Below are 17,415 nucleotides of genomic sequence, written 5' to 3' on the forward strand. Positions count from 1 at the left end.
GACAATATTTGATATTAAATAAAAAAAGTGATTTTGTACGTAAACCTGACAGATGGCAACGAAACTTCTTATGATATCTTTTCAGCCTCAGCAGCTTAAAAAACTGGCCACAATGAAAATGCCCTTTGGAAAATATGCGGGAAGAGTCCTGGTTGATTTGCCGGAGCCATATGTCTGCTGGTTTGAGAAAAAAGGGTTCCCGGCAGGAGAGTTAGGTGAGCTGATGCGTACCTTGTATGAAATAAAAGTAAATGGATTGGAATATCTGCTGCAACCATTAAGAGAGCCACCACAGAAACCAGCATCCCAAAGGAGTGGAAAACCATGACGCCTGCCGTGAATTCGGTCAAACGAGCGAAGAAAAGCTATGTTTTACATGAATATGCACATAATCCTGGTAGTGCATCTTACGGCGAAGAAGCTGCTGTTCTGCTGCAGCAGGAACCTGCCCGGGTTTTCAAGACGTTAATGGTAGCAATGGAAGGTAATCAGAAGAAACTGGCGGTGGCGGTCGTGCCCGTCAGCGGACAGTTGAATCTTAAAGCAATGGCGCTTGCCTTACAGGTGAAAAAAGTAGTGATGGCAGAGGCTCCGGCGGCTGAGCGCAGCAGTGGATATATCGTTGGGGGTATAAGTCCGCTGGGTCAGAAAAGAGCACTGCCGACCATTATTGATGAAACGGCCAGACATTTTGCGACAATTTATTTCAGTGCAGGCAAGAGAGGGCTGGAGTTAGAAATGTCAGCAGGCGATTTGGCCATGCTGACATCTGCTGGGTTTGCGGATATAAGTCGCTAACAACCTAGCTGGCATTACGGGCTTTTTGCCCTTCGTTTTCTACAGCCGGTTTGGCCGACGGTTTGAATTCTGCTGCTTCAATACTGTGTCGGTTCAGCAGTTTATAGAAATCGGTTCTGTTTCTTTGGGCTATGCGTGCGGCGTGGGTCACATTGCCTTCGGTTACCTGCATTAATTTAATCAGGTAGCGCTTTTCAAAATCAGCCCGGGCCTCGTTGAAAGAAGGGATAACCAGATCCTGGTTCGACAAGGCATTAGCAACCAGGCCTTCAGAAATAACCGGACTGGCGCTAAGTGCGACCACTTTTTCTATAACATTCTGAAGTTGCCGGACATTTCCGGGCCACGCCGCCTGCGCCAGAAGGTGTAGGGCTCCTGGTGAAATATTGCGTACTTTTCGGTTATGTTGTTGTGTTGCTTTTGACAGGAAGTGTCGGGCAAGTACAGGAATATCTTCCGGGCGATCACGTAACGGAGGTAATTCGATGTTAACAACGTTTAAGCGATAGTAGAGATCCTCACGAAAGTCCTCGTTTTGCATGGCTTGATCAAGATTACGGTGCGTTGCTGAAATAACGCGCACGTCAATGTCGATGTTTTCAACGGAACCTACCGGGCGGATGACCCGTTCTTGTAATACCCGGAGTAATTTTACCTGTAACGGTTGTGGCATATCTCCAATTTCATCAAGAAAGAGTGTGCCGCCATGAGCTGCCTGAAAAAGTCCAATATGATTGGAAATAGCGCCGGTGAAAGAGCCTTTAGTATGTCCGAAGAGCTCTGATTCAAGCAACTGTTCAGGTAATGCGCCACAATTAATTGCAACAAATTTACGTTTTTCACGACGGCTGGCCTGGTGAATAGAACGCGCCATCAGCTCTTTACCACTGCCGCTGGGGCCGGTAATTAAAACACTGACGTCGGATTCGGCAACGCGGTGCGCCTGATCTAACAAGTGCAGCATAACAGGGCTTTTAGTAATGATGTTGTCACGCCATTTCGTATTCCTGCGCCGTTCAGCAGAAACCAGCGCTGCTTTAACCGTGTCGAGTAGTTGAACTTTATCGATCGGTTTAGTCAGAAAGCCAAAGACACCTTGCTGAGTTGCCGTGACTGCCTCAGGAATAGACCCATGTGCTGTGATAATAATCACAGGTAAGCCTGGCCAGTTTTGCTGCACATGCTTAAACAGCGTGAGTCCATCCATCTCGTCCATGCACAGATCAGTTAATACCAGATCAACACTTTCGGTCGGGAGCAGTCGCAGAGCTTCTTCGCCGCTTGCGGCTGTCAGAACCTGATATCCAGAGGCTTCCAGCCGCATTGATAACACCGATAATACACCACTGTCGTCATCAACAAGAAGAATGCGTGAATAGTGGGTCATGATTTAAGGTTCCTCACGTTGACGGGTAATGGCTTGTTCAATCTGAGTGAGAGCGTCAATTTGTTGCTGCTGGGTTTCAATTGTAGCCTTGGCTATATCCAGCCGGGCTGTCACCGAGCGTAACTCTTCAATAACGGTTAAGTGTGCCTGAGTCTGCCTTAACCTGAGATAAAGGTAACGATCGGCGGTGCATGATTCGTTTGGTAGTAAAGGTAGTTGATTAAATAAGCTTAACGATTTCTCAAGTGACGCTTGATCATTGCCCGGAGTGCTGAGTAAATTTGCGAGCCGTTCAGGAGTCGCTTTTGTCGCGTTTAGCATCTGCTTACGCGTTGCTGTGTCTGCAGTAATGTAGATATGCTGATCTTCAAGAAACTGGCTAACCGACTCCTCGGGTAAAAAACAGTTGGCTGGCAAGACTTCTGTCAGCTTCTGTAGGTTAGGAACTGATTGGCAACCTCCTAACAAGAGAACAGGTAAAATGATAATTAGTACAGATTGTTTAGTCATATAGGTAGCTTACTTCAAATAGGCAACTAGGTTATATAGGTTCTAAAGGTAAACACAGGCGAAAAACTATTTTACCCTCTTTATTGGTATGTAATGTAAGTTTACCATGCATTGCCTTGCTAGCCTCCATTGCAATGCTTAAACCTATCCCTGTACCTTTTAAAGGACCGGTACGCTTTTTTTTGCCTTGATAAAAGGGTTCAAATAGCTTTTCTGCATCGTCAGAGGGGATAGCCGATCCGTTATTTTCAACATCGAGTATCAGTTTCTTACCTGAGATGCGGGCAGCAATAATGACATGTCCATTTTGACTACTATAGTAAATGGCATTGGACACTAGGTTGCCGAGTATACGGTGCAACATGCCAGGATCTGATTGAATCACATGTGAGGTTTGTGGAAGTGTCAGTTGTATCGACTTTTCTGAGATTATCAGCTGTAACGGTGTCACCGCTTTCATGATGGCTTTATGTATATCTACAGGCTGTAATTCTATCTGGTGTGATTGTTGAAGCCGGTTATAGTCAAGTAATTGCTCGATCAGGGTTTGTAAATTGATACTACTCGTCTGAATGAGTGAGACGACATGGTGCTGTTGTTTATTGAGTAACCCTGGTACTTCTTCAGAGAGTAAATCAGCGCCTTCCCGAAGAGTGGTTAAAGGCGTTTTCAGTTCATGCGATATGTGTTGAATGAAGTTAAGCTTCATTTGCTCTAATTCTTGCAGATGTTGATCTAGCCAGAGAATTTTATTATTCAGTGTCACAATTTCCATCGGTCCGCGAATAGGGGCGGCAGGTAAATCCTCGCGGCGTCCGATGGCCTGAATACGGCTGATGAGTTCAGCGATTGGTCGGGTAATCGCTGTTGAGAAAAACAGCATTAATCCGAGAGTGGCTAACACCAGTAATGAGGTTTGCCACCAGAGCGCTTGTCGGTTGAGGCGTGCCTTTTCTTGCAGACTGTTCAGCTCTGCTTCCATTTTCTTGTAGCTTTCTTCTGCCTGGTCGCGGGCTAGTTGTGGCAGCGTATCAATGCTTTCATCTAAAGGATTGGTTTGAACGGCTAAAAAAAGCTTCTCAAAACGCTGTCTATGTTGACTCTGTTCGGCGAGGAACATTTGAATGGATAACTGATTGTTAAAATTTTCAATCTGCTCATCCAGACGTTCTTTAATTGCAGGAAGTTCAACAATACGAAATTGAGTGGCTGAGCGGACAATATCTTCTGCTAAGCGTTCAAACATATTGTTTTGCTGGCTGAGTTGCAGTGCCATATGGGTCTGGCGATAACTCTCTTGCAGCTGGTTTTCAAGCACGTTGCTGGTTTTATACAGCATATAACCAATAGGACTAATGATCAGAAAAAAGGCAATGAATACCAATTGTCTCAAGGAACGCGGCTGCCAAACCCAGGAGGACAGTATCATATTGCCTTATTCTCTTTTTCGAATGATGAGCTGATTATCCTTACTTTTACCCTTTAGGTTAAGTGTAATGTGGGAAAATTGCTTTTTTCGCTTCTATTGTACTGATATTTTTTGATTTGAATGTTATTCAGATGGTTTGAAGCGACGCAAAGGTTAGTAATATTTTTAACTGGCTGGCATTCATTTTTTTAGGTGCATTTAGCTCATTCATGCTCAGTAAGCCATTTTGATCAAGATCCAATTGCATGAAGCGATCAGCAATTTCTGTCTCTGCCATAGCTTCCAGATAATTGAGACGTCCATCTTTATCATTATCAAGGTTTAACATAATGGTTTCTGGATTAAGATACTCACTTACGTCTGCATCTGATGATTGGGTGGTTGCAACTGCCAGAGGTATGCTGATTAATATTGATAATGTGAGTGCCAGTAATAAACGCATTGAAAAATCTCCATTGAAAAATGATATTCCTGTGAAACCTGTATCAATTTTCATGCCCGTATTTTTAAATATATATATTTCAATACGTTAGGCTATATTTTTTACTTTTTTAGCGTTTATTGTTAATGCATAGTAAAAAAGTGTCTCTAATAAAAGTCTGTTGCTTGTTTTTAGATAAATAGTACTTATAAAACAGATAGATACAGCGTCTCTTATCGGAGACTTTTTTAGGAAGTCCAACAAGGCACGTTTATAGATAACCTCTATTCAAGCGTGTTGATGAAGGGCGCGGGCATATGAAATACTGCTGTGCAGCGGGTGCTGAAGCGCACACGGCTGGCTCTGAGCAGGGAAAAGGTTTTTTGCAGTTGTTCAGGTTGCCGCTACGTTTTCGCTGGGTATCTTTTCGTCAATAAACTCAGGCATCATCTATTCAAACTTTAAAAAACTTTACATTTTATCTACTTATATGGGCATGCCATTCAGGCGTATCATCTTATTCGTTTTAAAATAAGGACGGTACGATGAAACCCATTAAATTGACCTTGCTTGCTTCGTTATTATTGCTGACTGGCCTGTGGATGATGGCAGATACTTTTTTACCTCAACCGCTGACCTATTTCTCTTTCAGGGCGGTATTCGTTCAATATAGTGGTGTGCTGGCGATGGGTGTAATGAGCATCGCAATGCTGCTTGCTCTGCGTCCGGTGATACTTGAGCCATACCTTAACGGCCTGGATAAAATGTATCGGCTGCATAAGTGGCTCGGCATTAGTGCGCTGCTGTTTGCTGTACTGCACTGGTGGTTCGCTAAAGGCACAAAGTGGATGGTGGGCTGGGGTTGGTTGAGTAAACCTGACCGGGGTCGACGTCCTGAAGAAACATTGAGCTGGTTAGAAACGACGTTGCGTTCTTTGCGAGGGCTGGCGGAGTCGGTCGGCGAATGGACTTTTTATGCGGCGGCGCTATTAATCTTGTTAGCATTGATTAAATGGGTACCCTACCGGTTTTTCCAAAAAACGCATAAGTTGATGGCACCTGTTTATCTGCTGCTGGTTTTCCACTCCGTGGTGTTGATGGACTTTGCTTACTGGATGCAACCTGTCGGTATGCTGCTGGCGCTGTTTATGTTAGTGGGCTGTTATGCCGCTGCGTTGGTGTTGTTTAATCAGGTTGGTGTCTCACGCAAGGTTCGTGGAGCCGTGGCTTCGATCGAATATTATCCTGAGTTACAGGTATTGGAAACAGCCATCAATTTAGAAAAGGGATGGAATGGTCATAAAGCGGGACAATTTGCTTTTGTTTCATCTAAGCGGCATGAAGGCGCGCATCCTTATACTATCGCTTCCGCCTGGGATTCTGTGAATCAGCAGATTGTATTTATTACTAAAGAGTTGGGAGATCATACAAAAACTTTACGTGAGTACCTTAAAGTCGGTACACCCGTTACCGTGGAGGGGCCCTATGGGTGCTTTGACTTCAGTGATGCACAGCCGCGCCAGATATGGATCGGAGCAGGTATTGGTATAACGCCTTTTGTAGCCAGAATGAAGCAGTTAGCAGTCACACCTGGCAAGCAACATGTGGATCTGTTCCACCCAACGGCGGAGTTATCTGATAAGGCGATTGCGAAGCTCAAAGAGGATGCAAAAGCCGCCGGTGTTAATCTGCATATCCTGGTCAGTGCTAAAGACGGGCGTCTTAGCGGTCAGCGTATTCGTGAAAGTGTTCCCGAATGGCAGTATGCCAGCGTCTGGTTTTGTGGCCCCTCAGCTTTTGGCCAGAGTTTGCGGCAGGATCTTATTGCTAACGGGATGGCCGGGGAGAGGTTTCATCAGGAGTTGTTCGAAATGCGTTAGATTTTTCAGGCCTTGTGCGAGCGGTTCCTCATTGAGGCCGGGTAACGCACAGATTGCTGAACAGGCGTCCCGCCCTTGTGGAAGGAGGGCATAGCGTTATTTTCAATCCATCAGAAAATTATAAAAAGATTCCGGCGGCGAAGGTAAAGCGTTTCCTGCGTCGGGCTTGGCCGCACCAGACCCGTGTTGTTAAGTCCTCAGTCAGCTAGGCTCTCGCTTGATGCAGAGAAGACAGCAGATGGCTGACAATGACTGAATATATCATGGGGTCAGGTCGTGTCGTGCTCATTACACGTAATCCCCATATGCCGGTCATCAGCATTTTGGCCAGGCTATCGCAATCGGTATCTATTTTGAGATCACCTTTTAAGCGACTGTTTTCAAGTGAAATATAAAAGCAATGCTCAATACGATTGAGGTATTGAGTGATTTTCGCACGTATTTCATCATCTTCAGTGGCTAGTTCCAGCATGGTATTTACCATGAGGCAGCCTTTGCCGATTTTGTCACATTCAATGTCCTGACAAAAACGTAGGAAAAAATTGCTGATAGCATCGATCGAGGAATCTGAATCTGATTGTTCCATGCATTCGCTGATGCGTGTTAAGCTGCGATTCGCGTAAATATCGATAACCTCAAGAAACAAACCCCGCTTGCTCTTAAAGGCGCCGTATAAAGAGCCGGGTTTAAGATGGGTCGCATTGACAAGATCAGTCACAGATGTGGCGGTATACCCCGTTCTCCAAAACACGTCCATGGCTTTGATGAGAACTTCGCTTCTATCAAATTCTGCTGGTCTTGCCATTAAGATGCTGTCCTGAGGTAATTACGGTGAGTATACATTTTATATATTTACAGTTTACTTATGGTACATAGAAAGGGTTTCGTCAACTATGCAGAGGATAAATAAGTTTTCTGTTTTTTTTATTTTAGTATCGACTGTTCTTTCCGGCTGTGTTGATTCTTTGGGAATTAAACCCGCTAATGATCAGGTTGAATTTGTCAGAGGGATTGTTAGTAAAGAGGTCGCTGGCTATGTTATGACCCCTTGCTATAGTCAGGAAAGGCGTAAGTTGCATGATGCGCGAGGGCTGCTGGCTAAAAGGTTTACAGAGCAGTTTCGCGGCGTTGGCATTCCGGTTTATATGGAAATGCAAGCAGAGCAGGGCACTGATCTGGTGTGGCGTGTCGATGATGTAATGCTCGCCGGCGGAGGTAGTCAGATGTGCCGGATTGATCTGTCGGGTATCCGTTTTCGTGCTGAAGGTAGTGAGCCCTCATGGCTGACCGATATTTTAACGGATAGCGTGCGTATCCAGTCTTATGAAAACCTGCGCACTTTACATTTTTCAGTTGATGAGTTTGAGGGGCAACAAGGCGTTTGGCAGGGCGATCTTAAAAGCGTCAGAGGCCAGTCTCATTCATTTCGGTTAGTCGTTCGGGATCAGTCCTGTAAGGGGGTTGGGAATGTCTGGTATCGGTGGAGTGCTGAGTTATCATTGGACGGTGATCTCTTTTATGGATGCGCGCGCCGCGGTGATTTGACAAATCGTGCCTTGCTGGGACGATATAGTAACGAATTAAGTAAGAATGAGGCATTTGTTGTTCTTGATTTGTTAACAGACAATGTTGCCAATATGCTGCTGGACTATCGTAATGGGCAATCGCTTATTGTGATGCAGGGAGAGTGGCAGTGGAAGAGTAACGACAAATTGGTACTGCATTTTACTCAGCAGGATGGTCGGGAGCAGGAGTCTTTTCTACTGTTTAAGCGGACTCGCTCCGGCGGTTTTGTTCAGCAAGGATTTTCGCCTGAATTTGGGCGGGCGAGCTTTGAGTTAAAGCGTTCCGAATAGTTATTCTTTTAACAGCAATGCTCTGGCTTCATTAATTTGAGCGGCCAGGAAACTATTACCACCGTGATCAGGGTGAAGCTTTTGCATGAGTTTTCGGTGTGCCCGAATAACCTCTTCTGAGGTACAGCCCTCCTCTAAACCAAGAATTTTCAGCGCGTCCTGCCGGGTCATCTGAAAGCCGCTGCTGCTGTTTTTCTGGGTGTTTGCTGTTTTTCGATTACCAAATATATAGCGTAAAAAAGGGATTGCCCTTAACACGGCGCTGTACTTTTTCAATAGCAGGAAGAAGCCGGCTACTAAGGCTCCCATCCAGGGAAGGCGCCCGGTAACTGTCAGAATTACGATGATAGCTACTAATAAAAGAATCAGTATTTTAAAAGCTACAGCACCTCTGCGATGTGCCGGTACCGTTTTCATCCACAACATTCCTGCTATCAGCAGGGTTCCTAAAATGATGATAACAACAGGACTCATAGCGTACTCAATGGCTAAATTGTCATAACAGAATATAGTGACAATCAGCCATAGGGAAGCGCTTTATTGTGGGGGTATCCATTGAGTTATACTGGTTTTTGTATTCCTACGTAACGTTGATATTTGTTTTCTTTGACGTAGTGCATATCGACCATAACTAAACCATCAACACAATAGTTGAAATCAGCGTCAACGCTGAAATCCATAAAACAAACCCCTCCAGGTGTGCAGAGTTCGCTGTATTGCTTATACAGAGTAGGGACGGATACTCCCATGTAATCAAGCTGTTCTTTGAGTATTTTAAAATCAGCTTTATAGTCTTTGCCACTAAATAACGCACGTATGTTAGTGTTTTCATCACGGGATAGTCTGTAAGGCATTTTTGCTGTTGCTAACTGACTCTCATTCGAAAAATAATGTTGATAAAACCAGATCAGCATATCTTTAGCTGGTTTTGGATAGCTGTTGCTTAGGCTGACTGGCCCGAACATATAGCGAACTTGCGGATGATTTTTCAAATAGGCGCCAATGCCGTACCAGAGGTAATCGAGGCTGCGTCGGCCCCAATAGCGAGGTTGAACAAAACTTCTGCCTAACTCTATACCTTGTTCAAAATAGGGTTTCATCGTGTCGCTGTATTGGAACAATGTTTCACTGTATAGGGGGCAGTGTTCGTCATGGATTAGTTTGTGTGCCTCTGCCAGCCGGTAGGCACCGGCGATTTCGAGGTCATCTTCGTCCCACAGAATGAGGTGACGATAATAGCGATCATAATTATCTAAATCTTTGTTTTCGCCGGTGCCTTCGCCGACACAGCGAAAGGAGATCTCACGCAGCCGCCCAACTTCCTGCATCACTACAGAGTCTGATTGGTAATCAAACAAGTATATCTTTTTACCGTCTGCGGTTTCACCGAGCAATTCCGCTTCTTTCAATTCTTGCTTCAGTGCGCGTCTGTCTTGAGGATGAGCTATGGTTTTTTCGGTAACAAATAATGGACTTTTACGTTTAGCGATACGATAAAGATGTTTACGCAGTAATTTTGTTTTTTCAGACGTTGAAAGTGGAACGGCTTCAATATGACTGAAAGGGATAGCTTGGCCAATACGTACCGGAATGGTGACCGATTTTTTATTAAACATCTCTCTGGCCAGGAGCAGGGCGGATAAAGACTTGTTGATGTATGACATACCGTAAAATAAAGATGAATTCTTGCCGCCCAGATAAATGGGTAAAACCGGAGCATTTGCTTTACGGGCAAAACGCAGGAAACCGCTATTCCATTTGCCGTCTTTAATACCCGTCATGCCTGCTCGTGACACTTCACCGGCTGGAAAAACAATGACTGCTTCTTCTTTTTTGAGTGAGTTGACGATGCGTTCAATATCCCGCTTACGAGTGCTCCTGCCCAGATTATCGACAGGTAAAAACAGACTACTTAATTGCTCAACATTGTTCAGGACATCATTAGCGATAATACGTACGTCGCGACGAACCTCTCCTACCAGTTTTAATAGTGCCAGCCCATCTAATGCGCCTAAGGGGTGGTTAGCAATAATAACGACTCTTCCCGAGGATGGGATATTCATCCGGTCATTATGGCTGAGGCTGTAGCTGAAGTTGAAATAGTCCAGAACTTTATCGACAAACTCAAAACCTGTTGCTCCATTATTTTCAGTAAGAAAGTGATTGATCTCATTTTCATGCACCAAGTGGCGTAAGCAAAAAATAGCAGAGCGACGAAAGGACGCCGGTTTTTCAGAAAAAGCAGGGTATTGTTGAGTTAATACCTGTTCTACGTTAATCACTATGTAGTCCTGTTGTGAAACTGATTTGTTATGAAGAATATGGCAGTTATGTGGCAAAGAATTGACGAAAAAATGACAAACGTGTGACGTTGCCGGTATATCAAAGCAGTTGCAGTGGTGATTAACAGAAGGTGTTGGCAGCTAGGCTGTGATGAAATTGTTAGTTATACTGGATTTATATACAGTTTTTTTGGTTTTGTTATGCGAAAAATTATTCATTGTGATTGCGACTGTTTTTTTGCAGCTGTGGAGATGCGAGATAACCCGGAATATCGTGATATTCCGTTGGCGGTTGGCGGACGTTCGGATAGACGAGGGGTGATCGCAACCTGTAATTATAAAGCCAGAGCGTTTGGTGTGCGTTCTGCTATGGCGACAGCTTATGCATTAAAGCTCTGCCCCACGCTAACCGTTATCCCGGGGCAAATGGAAAAGTATCGGCAGGTTTCACGGCAGATCATGCAGATTTATCGCGAGGTTACCGATAACATTGAGCCATTGTCGTTAGACGAAGCATATCTGGATGTGTCTGATAGTGAGCTATTTCAGGGGAGTGCTACCCGCATAGCTGAAATGTTGAGGTGCAGGGTATCTGAAGTGACGGGTATTACTATTTCCGCAGGTGTTGCACCCAATAAATTTTTAGCAAAGGTGGCGAGTGACTGGAATAAACCAGATGGTTTGTGTGTTATACGGCCTGATCAGGTAGAAGAGTTTGTTGAAAACCTGGCGGTTAAAAAACTTCATGGTGTGGGTAGCAAAACGGCAGAAAAGCTTGAAGTAATGGGTGTTACAACCTGTGCTGATTTAAAAAAATTAAGCAGAGTGCATTTGGCAGAGCACTTTGGCCGTTTCGGAGAGCGCTTATTTGAGCTCAGTCGAGGGGTGGATAATAGAGCAGTTGTCACTCAGCGAGTACGAAAATCGATCAGTGTCGAGCACACGTTTTCTAAGGACTTAAAAACAATAGAAGAAAGTCTCTCTCACATCCCTGAGCTGTATCTGGAATTGCAACGGCGCTTCAGCCAACTGCCAGGAGACCGTGCCATTCAGGGAATATTTGTTAAACTCAAGTTTAATGATTTTACTCAAACGACGATTGAACATCGTTCCACTGTCCATGATGAGTCATTATATTCAGGACTAATGAAACAAGGATACCAAAGGGGCAACAAACCCGTCAGGCTGCTGGGGTTAGGTTTTCGCCTTGATAACAGGGAAACAGAAGCCCTACAGCAATTGTCATTATGGCCTTAAGCATTCAGCCCTAAGGTGAGCACTGATGACAAAAACCGGCCATCCAGTAATGGTCATCAACTGAGGAGTCATCCGCTATGAAACTCTCTGCATTGGTGCAACGTGTTAATGATTATGCGCTTAATCCTGAGTATAGGGATGATGCCGTGGGTTTGCGTTGTTGTCAGTTGGCACTCAAAGCATTGCAGTGCGGTAATTACGGGGTAGCTGCGGTGTTGTTAGATGCGTCAGGTAATGTATTGGTTGAAGCGCATAATCAGGTTTTTTCAGAACAGTTTTGTTCAGCAGGGCATGCCGAGATGCGAATCATCGATACGTATGAAGCGGATTTCAGGAATCAATACCCTGCTGACCAATTAAAACTGCTGGTGTCTCTTGAGCCCTGCCCTATGTGCCTTTCACGGTTACTACTGAGTGGCGTGGGTCTTATTAAATATATGGTTGATGATCCGGCAGGTGGCATGGTCAGTCGTATCAGTGATATGCCACCCGCCTGGCGGAATTTGGCGAGCATGCAAACGTTTTATCATGCGCATATTAGTAATGAGTTGCGCCAGTTGGCCTTCGATCTTTCACAACACGAGTTGGATCACTTGAGAGCTAAACTGATGAGCCAGCGTGGTCTGAGAACTACAACTGGGCATTAAATATGCCTGTGTCTGCTCATTAAGCAGACGGACTGAGCCAGGTGTATGAGCTGAGTGCATAAGTAGAGTAGCTGTTATCAGGCTTGTTGATAGGAGGCTTTCCTGATAGTTATATGCTTTTCTGCTAACGTTCGCAGCTTTTTAGTGTGTTTTGCAAAAAATTCAATCGAGGCCATGAATGTTTCAATTGCTCGTTGTTAAAACTCAAAGTATGAAAAACGATCTCCTTTCCGGACTGACGGTCTCTTTGGCGTTGGTGCCTGAGGCGGTAGCATTCGCATTTGTTGCCGGTGTTGAGCCCTTAGTAGGACTTTATGCTGCTTTCATGGTGGGTTTGATTACCGCTGCGATTGGTGGGCGGCCAGGGATGATTTCGGGTGCAACGGGCGCCTTAGCCGTCGTGATGGTGAGTTTGGTCGCTCAGCATGGGGTTGAGTATCTGTTTGCCACGGTTGTATTAATGGGAGTGTTTCAGCTCTTAGCGGGGGTTTTCCGCTTAGGGAAGTTTATTCGACTGGTACCGCATCCGGTGATGTTAGGCTTTGTAAATGGCTTGGCTATTGTGATTTTTCTGGCACAAATGAAACAGTTTAAGTTTACCGATGACGTCGGTGAACTGCACTGGTTACCAAGCGGGGAAATGGGAATGATGTTGGGACTGGTTGTTCTGACGATGGCTATTATCCACTTTTTACCCAAATTAACCCGTGCTATTCCCTCATCATTAGCTGCTATTCTTGTTGTGACGTTACTGGTTATTTTCCTCGATCTGAATACCCGTACGGTACAAGATGTTTTGATCAACATGACCGGTGATCCGTATGCAACCATTGCCGGTGGTTTACCGGCCTTTAGTATTCCAAGCGTGCCTCTGACGTTTGAAACTTTTTATATCATTCTTCCTTATGCGGTCATTTTGGCGGCTATCGGCTTGATTGAATCGTTGTTAACACTCACTTTGATTGACGAAGTTACAGAAACCCGTGGGCGGAGTAACAAAGAGTGTATGGGGCAGGGGGTTGCTAACGTTGTGACCGGCTTCTTTGGCGGAATGGGCGGTTGTGCCATGATTGGCCAGAGTATGATCAATATCAATTCGGGGGGGCGTGGACGTGCGTCGGGTATATCAGCAGCTCTTTTCTTGCTGGCTTTTATTTTAGTGGGCGCAAGTCTGATTGAAATGATTCCGGTTGCTGCCCTGGTTGGCGTGATGTTTATTGTTGTTATTGCGACTTTTGAATGGGCCAGCTTACGCTTATGGGGCAAGGTTCCAAAAGCTGACTTGATGGTGGTGCTAACGGTAACTGTCGTGACGGTAATAAGTGACCTGGCGATTGCTGTTGTTGTGGGCGTTATTATGTCTGCCCTTATGTTTGCCTGGAAACACGCTAAACATGTTGAGTTTGAGACGTGGACTGAAGATGAGGGTAAAACAAAAGTTTATCTTTCTCATGGCCCACTGTTCTTTGCTTCGGCACAAAGCTTTCGGGATAACTTTACACCTAAAAGTGATCCAGACGATGTGATCATCGATTTTAAGGATTCGCGTGTAATGGATCACTCGGGTATTGAGGCGATTGATGCCGTTGCAGAGCGTTACCTGGCAGCAGGTAAAAATCTGCATTTACGCCATTTGAGCCAGGAATGCACCGCTTTGCTTGAAAAAGCAGGTAGCCTTGTTGAGGTGAACTTGATAGAAGATCCACACTATAAAGTTGCAGATGACCGACTCGCCTGAAAGCAAGTCGGAGATAAAGCAGGTGTTTACTTTCGCTTAAGCGCCTGTCCTTCAAAATGAATACCTTTCCAGCCATCACGCATAAAGTTACGGATGTTTGCGTGATCATTGCCGTCAGGGGTGTTTATAACATCCTGATAAAATCGCCCAAAGCAGCGTAGTGTTTGTTCCTCGCTCAGCTGTAAAATTTGTGCAAAAGCAAAAATCTTGCATGATCCTTCATTTTGTCCCGCCTCATTGGATACACTTATGTCACTCACACCGTTGGTAAACGCGGTGGGCACATAATGGAAGTGGTCATTGATGACGCCCATAGTGTCTTCAAAGTCGATTGGCTTTGCTGTGCCGGATTGTGAAACGGCTTCTGAAGATTGCTGAGAAGATGGTTGGGAAGCAAGTTGAGACGTAAGTTGAGAAACAAAAAATTCTGGTGTCATTGGAGATCCTGCTGTTACTGAAAAGTTCGCTGAATAAAGCTGGCAATATAAAACTATGGGCTGTTTTTACCATAGATAGATGTGTTAATCACGGTCAGCGGCTATAAAAAAGGCGGCCCCTTGGCCTAATACTGCTCACTTAAGCAAAACAGCATTACGAGATACCGGATATCTCGTCTTTGATTGCTTTACCAAGCGAGGCCTACTAGGCCTCGCTTTCTTTCGCTCCAAAAACAAATTACACACCCCAGACCTTAGCTCCTTAAGGCGCATTCCTGTCTTCGATTCTGGCTTTGCTGCTGCCATCACGATCAAGTTAGAAGCAATGTAAGTAAACGCCATTTTAAAACGCACATCGCTCGCTCGTTGACCATGTGATGCAGCCGCATGACTAGCCTCTCGGCGCACGATGTTGTATGCCAGTAACATCCCCCACATTTCTTGGTAGATTAAATCGACTTTCTTACTGCGCAACGTAATGGCGTTACTGAGCATGGAAGATTTGATGTCACGAAATCCAAGCTCAATTTCCCAGCGCTGATGATACAGCTGAGCAATCTGGTCAGCTGGGTAGTCGCTGATGGGGAGTGATGTCAGTACTGTCTTAGCTTTACCCTGAACGTCATAGGTTATGGCTCGTACATCCCAGTATTCGGGCAGATTGGGGTTCTTCTTGCGAGCTTGTGGGGAGACTTTCATACGCCATAATGCATCGCCGTCTCCGTATTCTTCAATGACCTCATACATAGTATTGCTACGTTTGGGGATTAACCAGTGTCGCTCATTCCCCCCGTTCATCAATGTGTGCATGAGATTGGCACTCCAAAAATTTCGGTCTAAGAGTGTGATACTGCGATCAGGAATCTTATCTAACATGACTTCAGCTAATGGTGTTTCAGCTTTCCGATAACTTCCAACCTGAGCATCTAGAATAATGTGAGAATGAGTATTCATCAGAGCGACACAACGCAATAACGGATAGGCGCTTTGCTTGACTGTTGTATTGCTGGCGCTACCGAAGTGTTCTCGTAACTCTGGAGTGTCCGGGGTGCGAAAAACGACACCATCAATAGCCAATACTTGCAGCCCTTGCCAATCATCCTGAGCAAATCGCTCATTGGCCCAATGTTCACCTGTACGCTGGAAAAGCCAGTGCATAGGATCAGAACCAAGGCGCTGCCTGGCTTGAGATACGCCACTCTTGGCAAGGAGCTGCTCTGATGCTAATCCTTCCGAACAAATATTTAAGCGTCTAGCTACTTCTTCGATCGCCTCATTTCGAAAAAGAGCCATACCTAATACTAGCCAAAGAACTTGATCTTCAGGTAAGCGTCGCCGCCTGATGCTAGCTTTTGAAGAAAGGGTTAATGCGGATTCGATCCATTCAACAGGAATATTCTGGGTGAAGGTCGAGTGATTTGAGAATGAATGGAGTTCATCGATGCTGAGAAGTAACTGCTGAATAGACACAAAAAAATCCGATTAAGAAAAAAGCTTAATCGGATTTTCTAGGGCTATTCAATCAAATTCAATCCTTAAGTGAACAGCATTAGGCTATGAGCCTCTTTTTTCTTTTTCATTGACCTGTCTTGCGCCACTGATAAAATGCGTCGCTCTGTTAGTATTCTCCCTTCTATAAAGAGTGACGAGGTTTTTAATGGCGCTATCTGATATTCAACCCGAACGCTATGATCAATTGTTGGCCGAAAAGGTTGCAGGTGTGCGCGATAGTTTTGTCGACTTTGTGATTCCTGATGTAGAGGTTTTCGCTTCGCCGAAGACCAATTACCGCTTGCGCGCTGAATTCAGAGTGTGGCACGAAGGTGATGATCTTTATTACGTGATGTTTGAGCCAGGGGACAATCGCAACCCGATACGGGTTGATACCTGTGAAATGGTTGCTCCACGTATTCGGGATGTCATGTTTGAGCTGATTGACGTTATTAAAGAAAATCCAGCCCTGCGGTTTAAATTATTTCAGGTAGATTTTCTCAGTACCCTGTCAGGCGAGCTACTGGTCAGCTTGTTATATCACCGTCCGATAGATGACGCGTGGGCACAGCAGGTTCAGACACTCAGGGAGCGTTTTTCTATTGATGTGGTGGGTCGTTCGAGAAAGAAAAAGCTCATCATTGAGCGTGATTTTGTGATTGAAAAGCTCGATATCAATGGGCGGGTTTACGAGTACAAACAAGTAGAAAACAGCTTTACGCAGCCCAATGGTGAGGTGTGCAAGGATATGATCCGCTGGGCACTGGATGTTACCAAGGATGCCGGTGGAGATCTGGTCGAGTTTTATTGCGGCAGCGGCACTTTTACCATGCCTTTGGCGCAAAATTTCAAACGTGTGGTAGCCACGGAGATTTCTAAAACGTCGGTGCGAGCGGCAGAATACAATATTGAAGTGAATGGGATCACTAATCTGGATGTGCTGCGTATGCCTTCAGAAGACTTGACTCTGGTGCTGCAGGGTAAAAAAGAGACACGTAAGGTGGAAGGGCTGGATCTTGGCAGCTGCCAGTTTTCGACGGTGTTGGTAGACCCTCCACGTTCTGGATTAGATGATGAAACCGTTGCTCAAGTCACTGAATATGAACATATTGTCTATATCAGCTGTAACCCGGACACTCTGCGTGAGAATCTGAAAATAATTACTGCAACGCATAAAGTAGAGCGGTTTGCTGTATTTGATCAATTCCCTTACACGCATCATTTGGAATGCGGTGTATATCTGACCCGTAAATAAGCCAATGCTGATAGTTAGATGATAGTT

The 17,415-nt window shown here is 45.1% G+C and carries 17 protein-coding genes; 8 read left to right on the plus strand and 9 right to left on the minus strand.

All coding sequences use genetic code 11. The features are described 5' to 3' along the window. Positions 1 to 52: 52 nt before the first annotated feature. Together BM099_RS05760 and ybaK are read left to right on the plus strand one after the other, a co-directional pair. Complete coding sequence (locus tag BM099_RS05760; RefSeq protein ID WP_332311441.1) at positions 53 to 328, plus strand: DUF3820 family protein; 276 nt, start codon at positions 53 to 55, stop codon at positions 326 to 328. Continuing rightward, a complete protein-coding gene (gene ybaK, locus BM099_RS05765; RefSeq protein WP_090725650.1) occupies positions 325 to 798 on the plus strand; it encodes a Cys-tRNA(Pro) deacylase in 474 nt (157 codons plus the stop codon). The genes BM099_RS05760 and ybaK overlap by 4 nt, the downstream gene beginning before the upstream one ends. A gap of 4 nt (positions 799 to 802) precedes the next feature. Here ybaK and BM099_RS05770 read toward each other — a convergent pair whose 3' ends face one another. The 4 genes from BM099_RS05770 to BM099_RS05785 form a co-directional block, all read right to left on the minus strand. Continuing rightward, complete coding sequence (locus tag BM099_RS05770; protein WP_090725653.1) at positions 803 to 2,185, minus strand: sigma 54-interacting transcriptional regulator; 1,383 nt, start codon at positions 2,183 to 2,185, stop codon at positions 803 to 805. Between the two features lie 3 nt (positions 2,186 to 2,188). After that, complete coding sequence (locus BM099_RS05775; protein ID WP_090725657.1) at positions 2,189 to 2,695, minus strand: hypothetical protein; 507 nt, start codon at positions 2,693 to 2,695, stop codon at positions 2,189 to 2,191. Between the two features lie 31 nt (positions 2,696 to 2,726). Beyond that, positions 2,727 to 4,124: a sensor histidine kinase gene (locus BM099_RS05780; protein WP_090725659.1), complete on the minus strand. Its 1,398-nt coding sequence runs from the start codon at positions 4,122 to 4,124 to the stop codon at positions 2,727 to 2,729. A 127-nt stretch (positions 4,125 to 4,251) separates the two neighbouring features. Next, positions 4,252 to 4,620 (minus strand): hypothetical protein, encoded by a 369-nt coding sequence (locus tag BM099_RS05785; protein ID WP_143083735.1) that lies wholly within the window; start codon positions 4,618 to 4,620, stop codon positions 4,252 to 4,254. A 470-nt stretch (positions 4,621 to 5,090) separates the two neighbouring features. Between BM099_RS05785 and BM099_RS05790 the strand changes: the two genes are divergently transcribed. Next, a complete protein-coding gene (locus tag BM099_RS05790; protein WP_090725665.1) occupies positions 5,091 to 6,425 on the plus strand; it encodes a ferredoxin reductase family protein in 1,335 nt (444 codons plus the stop codon). Positions 6,426 to 6,630: 205 nt separating this feature from the next. Here the strand turns inward: BM099_RS05790 and BM099_RS05795 are convergent, their stop codons facing one another. Beyond that, entirely contained in the window at positions 6,631 to 7,230 is a 600-nt protein-coding gene (locus BM099_RS05795; RefSeq protein ID WP_090725667.1) for a TetR/AcrR family transcriptional regulator, read from the minus strand. A gap of 88 nt (positions 7,231 to 7,318) precedes the next feature. Between BM099_RS05795 and BM099_RS05800 the strand changes: the two genes are divergently transcribed. Further along, positions 7,319 to 8,281 carry a hypothetical protein gene (locus BM099_RS05800; protein ID WP_090725670.1) on the plus strand — a complete coding sequence of 321 codons (963 nt, stop codon included), beginning with the start codon at positions 7,319 to 7,321 and terminating at the stop codon, positions 8,279 to 8,281. Here BM099_RS05800 and BM099_RS05805 read toward each other — a convergent pair whose 3' ends face one another. Continuing rightward, on the minus strand, positions 8,282 to 8,755 hold the full coding sequence (locus BM099_RS05805) for a J domain-containing protein (RefSeq protein ID WP_090725674.1): 474 nt from the start codon (positions 8,753 to 8,755) through the stop codon (positions 8,282 to 8,284). A gap of 86 nt (positions 8,756 to 8,841) precedes the next feature. Beyond that, the gene (olsF, locus tag BM099_RS05810) at positions 8,842 to 10,563 is read right to left on the minus strand and encodes a bifunctional ornithine lipid synthase OlsF (RefSeq protein WP_090725677.1); all 1,722 of its coding nucleotides are present in this window, start codon (positions 10,561 to 10,563) and stop codon (positions 8,842 to 8,844) included. Between the two features lie 201 nt (positions 10,564 to 10,764). On the opposite strand from olsF, the gene dinB reads away from it, so the two are divergent. From dinB to BM099_RS05825, 3 genes are all read left to right on the plus strand, one after another. After that, positions 10,765 to 11,820, plus strand: a complete 1,056-nt coding sequence (dinB, locus tag BM099_RS05815) for a DNA polymerase IV (protein WP_090726153.1) — start codon at positions 10,765 to 10,767, stop codon at positions 11,818 to 11,820. Positions 11,821 to 11,897: 77 nt separating this feature from the next. Continuing rightward, positions 11,898 to 12,467, plus strand: a complete 570-nt coding sequence (locus BM099_RS05820) for a nucleoside deaminase (protein WP_090725680.1) — start codon at positions 11,898 to 11,900, stop codon at positions 12,465 to 12,467. 178 nt (positions 12,468 to 12,645) lie between these two features. Then, positions 12,646 to 14,205: a SulP family inorganic anion transporter gene (locus BM099_RS05825; protein ID WP_090725683.1), complete on the plus strand. Its 1,560-nt coding sequence runs from the start codon at positions 12,646 to 12,648 to the stop codon at positions 14,203 to 14,205. A gap of 26 nt (positions 14,206 to 14,231) precedes the next feature. On the opposite strand, the gene BM099_RS05830 is transcribed toward BM099_RS05825, so the two are convergent. Together BM099_RS05830 and BM099_RS05835 are read right to left on the minus strand one after the other, a co-directional pair. Beyond that, a complete protein-coding gene (locus BM099_RS05830) occupies positions 14,232 to 14,642 on the minus strand; it encodes a HopJ type III effector protein (RefSeq protein WP_090725688.1) in 411 nt (136 codons plus the stop codon). Positions 14,643 to 14,777: 135 nt separating this feature from the next. After that, positions 14,778 to 16,106 (minus strand): IS4 family transposase, encoded by a 1,329-nt coding sequence (locus tag BM099_RS05835; protein ID WP_090726155.1) that lies wholly within the window; start codon positions 16,104 to 16,106, stop codon positions 14,778 to 14,780. A gap of 193 nt (positions 16,107 to 16,299) precedes the next feature. Between BM099_RS05835 and trmA the strand changes: the two genes are divergently transcribed. After that, a complete protein-coding gene (gene trmA, locus BM099_RS05840; protein ID WP_090725692.1) occupies positions 16,300 to 17,388 on the plus strand; it encodes a tRNA (uridine(54)-C5)-methyltransferase TrmA in 1,089 nt (362 codons plus the stop codon). Positions 17,389 to 17,415: the final 27 nt, after the last annotated feature.

Origin of the sequence: Neptunomonas qingdaonensis, assembly GCF_900113275.1 — a bacterium.
In the GTDB taxonomy this organism is placed as follows: Bacteria; Pseudomonadota; Gammaproteobacteria; order Pseudomonadales; family Balneatricaceae; genus Neptunomonas; species Neptunomonas qingdaonensis.

Bases quoted from the DNA above. Each gene is read 5' to 3' on its own strand.
- BM099_RS05760 (WP_332311441.1), top strand. From the start codon at position 53: ATGGCAACGAAACTTCTTATGATATCTTTTCAGCCTCAGCAGCTTAAA.
- ybaK (WP_090725650.1), top strand. From the start codon at position 325: ATGACGCCTGCCGTGAATTCGGTCAAACGAGCGAAGAAAAGCTATGTT.
- BM099_RS05770 (WP_090725653.1), bottom strand. From the start codon at position 2,185: ATGACCCACTATTCACGCATTCTTCTTGTTGATGACGACAGTGGTGTA.
- BM099_RS05775 (WP_090725657.1), bottom strand. From the start codon at position 2,695: ATGACTAAACAATCTGTACTAATTATCATTTTACCTGTTCTCTTGTTA.
- BM099_RS05780 (WP_090725659.1), bottom strand. From the start codon at position 4,124: ATGATACTGTCCTCCTGGGTTTGGCAGCCGCGTTCCTTGAGACAATTG.
- BM099_RS05785 (WP_143083735.1), bottom strand. From the start codon at position 4,620: ATGAAAATTGATACAGGTTTCACAGGAATATCATTTTTCAATGGAGAT.
- BM099_RS05790 (WP_090725665.1), top strand. From the start codon at position 5,091: ATGAAACCCATTAAATTGACCTTGCTTGCTTCGTTATTATTGCTGACT.
- BM099_RS05795 (WP_090725667.1), bottom strand. From the start codon at position 7,230: ATGGCAAGACCAGCAGAATTTGATAGAAGCGAAGTTCTCATCAAAGCC.
- BM099_RS05800 (WP_090725670.1), top strand. From the start codon at position 7,319: ATGCAGAGGATAAATAAGTTTTCTGTTTTTTTTATTTTAGTATCGACT.
- BM099_RS05805 (WP_090725674.1), bottom strand. From the start codon at position 8,755: ATGAGTCCTGTTGTTATCATCATTTTAGGAACCCTGCTGATAGCAGGA.
- dinB (WP_090726153.1), top strand. From the start codon at position 10,765: ATGCGAAAAATTATTCATTGTGATTGCGACTGTTTTTTTGCAGCTGTG.
- BM099_RS05820 (WP_090725680.1), top strand. From the start codon at position 11,898: ATGAAACTCTCTGCATTGGTGCAACGTGTTAATGATTATGCGCTTAAT.
- BM099_RS05825 (WP_090725683.1), top strand. From the start codon at position 12,646: ATGTTTCAATTGCTCGTTGTTAAAACTCAAAGTATGAAAAACGATCTC.
- BM099_RS05830 (WP_090725688.1), bottom strand. From the start codon at position 14,642: ATGACACCAGAATTTTTTGTTTCTCAACTTACGTCTCAACTTGCTTCC.
- trmA (WP_090725692.1), top strand. From the start codon at position 16,300: ATGGCGCTATCTGATATTCAACCCGAACGCTATGATCAATTGTTGGCC.